This is a genomic window from Phormidium sp. FACHB-1136, from assembly GCF_014697375.1.
Classification (GTDB): Bacteria; Cyanobacteriota; Cyanobacteriia; order Phormidesmidales; family Phormidesmidaceae; genus Nodosilinea.
Genome location: NZ_JACJRS010000165.1, coordinates 1 through 6,599 on the forward strand (window position 1 = coordinate 1; position 6,599 = coordinate 6,599).

The following is a 6,599-nucleotide window of genomic DNA, read 5'->3' on the forward strand; positions in this document are numbered from 1 at the left end:
ACTCAAACTCACATCGGCGTGAGCTGGCCTTGAGGTAACGAGTGGGGCTGGAGGGCAGGGCACCCATGCTAGGCTCGGTTACGGGCTAGACCGGGACGACCGCTAGGGGTAAGGACTCGGGCTGGCCTTGAGGATCGCTCCCGGCCCACGTCAAGGCTCGCAGAACTCGCCTCCACCACGTACACGGGCATTCCATCTGTAACCCGATAGAGGGTGAGGCAGGTGCAGACCCAGCCTTGAGCCCTAAGTTGGGCCGCACTCTGGTCTCGCTGGGCGATGGCGCTCTCGCACTCATCCCAGGCGGTGGGCAGGAAGGCTTGACGGAGGGTCGGCATAGGTCAACGGACTGACTGACGTTGACCCTAGTGTAGGGGATGGGGGGACTGTCTGACTTGGAGCAACGCACCCGCTACCTGTTTACCGTTGAGGTTGACCTTGAGGGCTTGAATCAGAATGAGCGCTACCTGCTGAATCTCCGCGTCGCTCATGGCCATCCAGTGGGCCTCAAAGTCAGCATCGCTGTAGGTTTCGAGGGTAGCTAACAACTCAAATAGGGCCAGATCCAGCGCTGGGGGCAGGGGTTTGGTTTGACTGGAGGGGTGGGTCATGGGTGGGATAGTAAAAGGACATCTCACCCTGGGCGATAGCCCTGTTGATCTGGGCGTGAGGATGGAGGTGACTTCGTTATCCCCATCCTGAACCTAGAGGCACTCGCCAGAGTACAGCCCCCCCCTTGTCATGCTCGATGACTGACCTATTACTGCTCAGTGGACTTGGACGACTCAGGGCGCGATTGGCCCCCTCTGCTGATCTGATGTCTAAGTTTGGTTCCGCCGCTGGGCATGGATAAGCACACCAGTGAATCGGTTGGCGAACCATGACCCCTCACAGAATGTGGCTACCGAGGCTGGTTTACTCCCCTAATCGCTTAAATGCTCTAAAATGCGTTGCATCTCGGCTTCCAGCTTTTCCATGCGCTTTTTAAGGGCTGTATTTTGCTCAAGCTGTTTCCAGGTCTTCTTAGACCGCAGCTTTTGATAGGTGGAGTGGATTTTCTCTCGCAACGGCAACGCTTCAGGGTTATCCTTGGGCTGAGATTTGACTTGTCGAAGATGTTCTTTGAGAGCGTCCTTAGTGAGATCTTCTTGGATCGCCAACTCAAGGGTACTGGCTTGTAGATTGTCGGGGAGTCGAGCAATCAATTGAGCCTTAGAGAACTCAATGGTCCCTTGCCTGACCGCATCCAACAAGACCGGAGGCAGGTTTAAAAGGGGCAAGCGATTCGACACAAAGGTATCTAGCGTGATACTGAACGCCGCTAAGACCTCATCTATCTGAGTGATAAGTCTAGACTTATCATCATCAAGGCTATCGCGTTGACGAGCATTCTTAAGATGTATCAGGAGGCCAGGAATGCCGTCTCTAGGCTGCCCTAGCTTGAGTTCTATCAACCCAATCAGGTTGTCTGTTTCCTCGATGGGGTTGAGGTCTTCCCGCATCAGGTTGGCCACTAGGGCTATTTCGAGAGCCTCATCATCCGAAAACTCACGAACCAGGCAGGGGACGGTAGCAAGCTGAAGATTAACGGCACAGCGCCAGCGCCGCTCCCCTGAAACAATCTGAAGCCCACCTTCGGCATTCCGAATCAGCAGGGGTTCTTGTATACCCTTGTGTCGAATGGAGACTTCTAGGCGCTCCATACCCGCCGGATTAAAGTACTTTCGGGGCTGCCCTAACCCGCTGGCAACAGAAAGGGGATGGAGATGGTCAGGGGCGATGTGCTGAATTTCCTCAACCCCGTGACTCGCCATCTTGAGATGTTGGATTTCAGCCCTAAGCTGCTGAAGCTCAGTATCAAGGGGACGAACGTTTATACCATTGGGAGACCCAGAGATAAACTCGTCAACGCTCTTGGGCTTGCGGCGAACAACCATGGGATAACCTGTCTTAACTACGCGAAGAGGGCGGTATAAAGTGAGGAAATTTCAGTGATGGCTTTTTTATCTTTGGGGCGGTACTCCACAACCCCTAGCCCCATACCCCCGGCATTCCGAAAGACTTTTCGATTGCCCAGGGGTGTATCGAGGTGCTGTAACCCCTGAATTTCTAGGGCGATATTGGCAGCTTCTTCATTATCTTGGCCAGCATGATCGGCTCGGTTGAGGACAGTGTAGACCGTGAGATGATCGTTGAAGGCTTTGGCCTCATCCACTAACTCAGCCACAGTCTCCAGCGTCCAGACATCAAAAGACCCTGGCAGGAAGGGTACCAGTAGCCGATGGGCAATGGACATGGCAGCTCTCTGGCCTGCTGTGTCTCGCCCACCCACATCGATCACAATGTCATCGTACTTTTCCACCATGCGCATGACCTCACTGCGAACCGCTGACCCGTGGAGCTTGATAGCGGTGTACCCAGCGCCTGTCTCAAGCGTTTCGTTACGGATGGCGGTAAAGTCTGACGCTGTGGCCTGATCATCGGCATCCACTAACAGAATGTCACGGCCTTCAAGGGAGCGCATGACAGCCATGTTGACGGCCAGGGTGGTTTTGCCTACGCCCCCCTTCACACCCCCAAATCCAATAATCATAGGTCGCTCTCGGCGTTGTAGTTCTGTAGCGTGGTCTTGCCAAAATTCTAACGGCAAATTGGCGAATCACAGCGTTGATTTGCCTAGCTTCTGGCTCAGTTAAATTTGTGTCTGGATAGCTTGGGCATTACGGCGGATACGGGGTCGTAATGCCCTCCAACTTTAACAAATCCGTACCGTGGGTCAGCGTTCTTAGCAATCTAGGGTAGTTTCTCGTTCCCAGGGGGTGACTTGGGCACAGAAGGCTTGCCAGTCTTGATGTTTGAGTTTTAGGTAGGCCTGCACACACTCGGTTCCCAGGGCATCGCGAAAGACGGTGCTGGTTTCCAGATGGCGGAGGGCATCTAACAAATTGGTGGGCAAAGACGGTGCCGTACCAGGGGGGAGCGGATCGGTGTAGTTGTTGTTGTCGTAGCGCGGCCCCGGATCACGTTTTTGTAAAATCCCGTGCAGGCCAGCGGCGATTAGGGCAGCGGGCAGTAGATAGGGATTAGCAGATCCATCGGCAAGGCGAAACTCAAACCGCCCGGGGTCGGGAATGCGGATGGCATGGGTGCGGTTGTTGCCGCTGTAGGTGGCGGTGTTGGGCGACCAGGTGGCTCCGGAAAGGGTGGCGGGGGCGTTGATGCGTTTGTAGGAGTTGACAGTGGGGTTGGTAAAGGCGCAGAGGGCCGGAGCCGATTCCAGCACGCCGCCAATGAAGTGATAGGCCAGGGTCGAGAGTCCGAGATCGCCGTTGAGATCGTGGAACAGGTTGGTGCTGCTGCTGGCATCCCAAACCGACAGGTGGGTGTGGCAACCGTTCCCGGTGAGGTGGGCGAAGGGTTTGGGCATGAAGCTGGCCCGCAGTCCGTGTTTTTCGGCAATGGCCTTGACCATGTATTTGAAAAAGGCGTGCCGATCCGCCGTAACCAGCGCATCGGCATAGGTCCAGTTCATTTCAAACTGTCCATTGGCATCTTCGTGATCGTTCTGGTACGCGCCCCAGCCCAGGGCCACCATGGCATCACAGATTTCAGCAATCACGTCAAAGCGGCGCATCAACGCCTGTTGGTCATAGCAGGGTTTGATCTGGCGATCACGCGGATCGGCCAGGGCCTCGCCATCGGGGGACAGCAGAAAATATTCGCACTCCACCCCTGTTTTCACCCGATAGCCCAAAGCCTCGGCCTGTTGCAACACTCGCTTAAGGACAAGGCGTGGCGTTTGGGCGATATCGGCCCCGCTGGGCGTCACCAAGTCCGACGGCATCCAGGCCACCTCTGACTTCCAGGGCAGTTGAATAATCTGACTCGTATCCGCCTGGGCAAACACGTCCGCATCCGCCGGAGTCATATCTAACCACGCAGCAAATCCGGCAAATCCGGCCCCATTCACCATGTCATCAATGGCGGCGGCGGGCACCAACTTGGAGCGCTGCGTCCCAAACAAATCGGTAAAGGAAATGAGGAAATAGCGAATCCCATGGTCACGAGCAAAGGCGGACAGAGGCTGGGTCATGGGATAGTCTCCAAAACGCGAAACAGGTCAACTCAAACAATCGTCTTCAACCCTCGCCATGCAGCCAGGTCTGCACAGCATCCCGCAGAAATGCCGCATCGTCGGGGCTGTAGACCGGATTCCCTGCCCGGTGGCCCCAGATCGAGGAAATCGGGCGATAGACCGCACCGGGAATCAAGGCCGATTCTGCGGCACAGTCTTCTGGGGTGAAGTACAAATCGGTGGTGCTGGGCATCACTAGGGTTTTGGCCGAAATCGCCCCCATGGCCCGCTCATAGTCCCCCTGGTACAGGGGATTGTCGCTGACATCGCAATGCAGCCAGGTATCCAACATCGCCATCAAATCACGGGGATCGCGCCGCCGATAGTTCTGCTCCCAGCCGCGCCAGAGGTAATCCTCCAGGGACTCGTAGCCCTGTTGGCGATAGAGGCCCGCCCGATAAAACGCCTGGGACGCCGCCCAACTGGCATAGATACGGGCAAAGGTGTGATACCCCCGTTCCGGGATGCCGTCAAAGGTCGTCCCGTTCCAGGTCGGATCCGCCGTGAGCGCCGATCTCAAACTTTCTAGGAAAATTCGGTTGTGCTCCGTCGTCCGGGCCGTGCCACAGACTGCAACGATCCGCTCCACCCGATCTCCATACAGCGCGCCCCAGTGATAGGCTTGCTGCGCCCCCATCGACCAGCCATACACCAGCGCCACCTGCTCAATGCCAAACACGTCCCGCAATAGCCGTTCCTGCGCCGTCACATTATCCCAATGGGTGAAGTAGTACCCCTGCTCAGCCAAACCCGGTAGATCCCCCGTGCTGGGAGAACTGGACAGCCCATTGCCCAGCATGTTTGGGATGATGATGAACCAGCGGGTCGGGTCGAGAATGCCGCCCGGTTTGACTAACCAGTCAATGTCTCGATGTTGGGCACCGTAGGAGGTGGGATAGAGAATGACATTGCGGCGGTCGCTGGCCAGTTCCCCATAGGTTTGGTACACCAGCCGCAGTTGGGGCAACATCGCGCCGCACTGCAACGGCACATCGGAGATCGTCCAGCATCCGGTCGCGTCACTCATGCCTGGGTGCCAAAGGTGGCCGTAATCTGCCGATTGACCGCCACATAACCAGGGGCAACCTGGGTGAGATGTTCTGCCAGTTTGCCGTGTGCCTGGGGCAGGGCGTGGAACGGAATCGAGGCATAGAGGTGATGCTCGGCGTGGTACGGCATATTCCACATCAGTAGGCGGATCGGCGCGAGAGTAAGGGTGGTGCGCGTGTTTTCCAAGGGGTTCGCTGTTTGAGGACAGCCCGTATGCTCCGCCAGCAGGATGAACCGCAGGAACGGTTGTCCGACGGCAAGGGGTAGCAGCCAGTAGAGCACAAACCCCGGATAGCGCAGCCAAACGGAGAGGGCAATCGCCACGGCATACACGGCCAACTGTGCTGCCGTCGAGCGTTGCACCTCGGCCCGAATCCTCTCCGTATTTAGGTAAGGACGGTCGGTGACATCGCCCAACAGTGATTGCCCGTGGCTTTGAATCTTGCCCCACCACCAGGGAAGGCCACTCAGTTGCCAGAGGTACTGTACCCAGGTCGTCGGTGCCGGGTCATCCAGTTCCGGGTCTTTGCCAGGAATTTGCGTGTAGCGGTGGTGCCACTTGTGATAGCGCCGATAAAACGTGCTGTTATAGAAAGACAGCACGCCCGCCAACCACGCCACGGCATCATTCAGCTTTGGGGTGGCAAAGGCGGTGCGATGCACGCACTCATGCAAGGGCGCGAACATCGACGCCAAACTGAAGCCATAGACCACCAAGGCCGGAAGGGCCACCCCCCATGCACCCGTCCGCAATCCCCACGTCCACAGCGCCGCACTGCCCAGCATCACTGCCAGATGGGCCGCCAGTTGTCGCCAGCCCTGGGCATCCGAGCGCGGGTTCAGCTCCGCCAATTCCGCCACCGACAACACCCCTCTAGCCTTCTCATGCCAGGGCTTCGTGCCATCCGTTGGGGCATTGTCCACCGCCGCCAGTTCCGATTCCACCGTCATGCCCCACCCTTCTTTTACAAACCGTTATTGCAACAACTCTGAGTACTGGTATACCGTTCAATTTTCCCCGCCTGTTGTCGCAATTGCTACCATTTCGCCCGCCAAACTAGCGGACAGTGCCCACCGCTAAAGCATCCAGAGGTCAATACAACGCAGCGGAGGCCAAAGGTCACGCCTAGAGACCCGTTCACGACTCAACCAAGTTGCCAAAGTCCGGCCTGGAATAGTCATCAAGGACATACCCCCGATAGCGACGACGTTTGAGGATGTTCTGCATCAACCGCTGTCCGTCTTCCAAGTCAGCACAGACGGTTTCCTGCTGGCCTCCCTTGCCCGTGCGGCGACCCCTCCACTTTCGTAGCAACACCCACTCGCCAAAGAGATTCTGGCGTAGCGCACAGGCGTAGATACGGTCGCCCCGCTGCCAAAACAGTTCCTGCCATTGGTCGGGGTCATAGTGCGGATC

General features: G+C 57.1%; 8 protein-coding genes. All 8 read right to left on the reverse strand.

The annotated features are described in order from the left end of the window. Window positions 1-68 precede the first annotated feature (68 nt). Entirely contained in the window at window positions 69-335 is a 267-nt protein-coding gene (locus H6G62_RS25395; RefSeq protein WP_190500397.1) for a hypothetical protein, read from the reverse strand. 27 nt (window positions 336-362) lie between these two features. Then, window positions 363-608 (reverse strand): hypothetical protein, encoded by a 246-nt coding sequence (locus tag H6G62_RS25400; protein WP_190500399.1) that lies wholly within the window; start codon window positions 606-608, stop codon window positions 363-365. 312 nt (window positions 609-920) lie between these two features. Further along, on the reverse strand, window positions 921-1,934 hold the full coding sequence (locus tag H6G62_RS25405) for a ParB/RepB/Spo0J family partition protein (RefSeq protein WP_190500401.1): 1,014 nt from the start codon (window positions 1,932-1,934) through the stop codon (window positions 921-923). A 17-nt stretch (window positions 1,935-1,951) separates the two neighbouring features. Then, window positions 1,952-2,590, reverse strand: a complete 639-nt coding sequence (locus tag H6G62_RS25410; protein WP_190500403.1) for an AAA family ATPase — start codon at window positions 2,588-2,590, stop codon at window positions 1,952-1,954. Between the two features lie 192 nt (window positions 2,591-2,782). After that, a complete protein-coding gene (gene glnT / locus H6G62_RS25415) occupies window positions 2,783-4,090 on the reverse strand; it encodes a type III glutamate--ammonia ligase (protein WP_190500405.1) in 1,308 nt (435 codons plus the stop codon). 46 nt (window positions 4,091-4,136) lie between these two features. After that, complete coding sequence (locus H6G62_RS25420) at window positions 4,137-5,159, reverse strand: alpha/beta fold hydrolase (protein ID WP_190500407.1); 1,023 nt, start codon at window positions 5,157-5,159, stop codon at window positions 4,137-4,139. Beyond that, window positions 5,156-6,133 (reverse strand): fatty acid desaturase family protein, encoded by a 978-nt coding sequence (locus H6G62_RS25425; protein WP_190500409.1) that lies wholly within the window; start codon window positions 6,131-6,133, stop codon window positions 5,156-5,158. Before H6G62_RS25425 ends, H6G62_RS25420 begins: the two co-directional genes overlap by 4 nt. Window positions 6,134-6,320: 187 nt before the next feature. Beyond that, window positions 6,321-6,599 (reverse strand): WGR domain-containing protein (locus tag H6G62_RS25430; protein ID WP_190500411.1); only part of this gene is annotated, 279 nt, incomplete at its 5' end.

Coding starts and splice junctions, on each gene's coding strand:
- H6G62_RS25420 (WP_190500407.1), bottom strand. CDS start 5,159: ATGAGTGACGCGACCGGATGCTGGACGATCTCCGATGTGCCGTTGCAG.
- H6G62_RS25400 (WP_190500399.1), bottom strand. CDS start 608: ATGACCCACCCCTCCAGTCAAACCAAACCCCTGCCCCCAGCGCTGGAT.
- H6G62_RS25410 (WP_190500403.1), bottom strand. CDS start 2,590: ATGATTATTGGATTTGGGGGTGTGAAGGGGGGCGTAGGCAAAACCACC.
- glnT (WP_190500405.1), bottom strand. CDS start 4,090: ATGACCCAGCCTCTGTCCGCCTTTGCTCGTGACCATGGGATTCGCTAT.
- H6G62_RS25405 (WP_190500401.1), bottom strand. CDS start 1,934: ATGGTTGTTCGCCGCAAGCCCAAGAGCGTTGACGAGTTTATCTCTGGG.
- H6G62_RS25425 (WP_190500409.1), bottom strand. CDS start 6,133: ATGACGGTGGAATCGGAACTGGCGGCGGTGGACAATGCCCCAACGGAT.
- H6G62_RS25395 (WP_190500397.1), bottom strand. CDS start 335: ATGCCGACCCTCCGTCAAGCCTTCCTGCCCACCGCCTGGGATGAGTGC.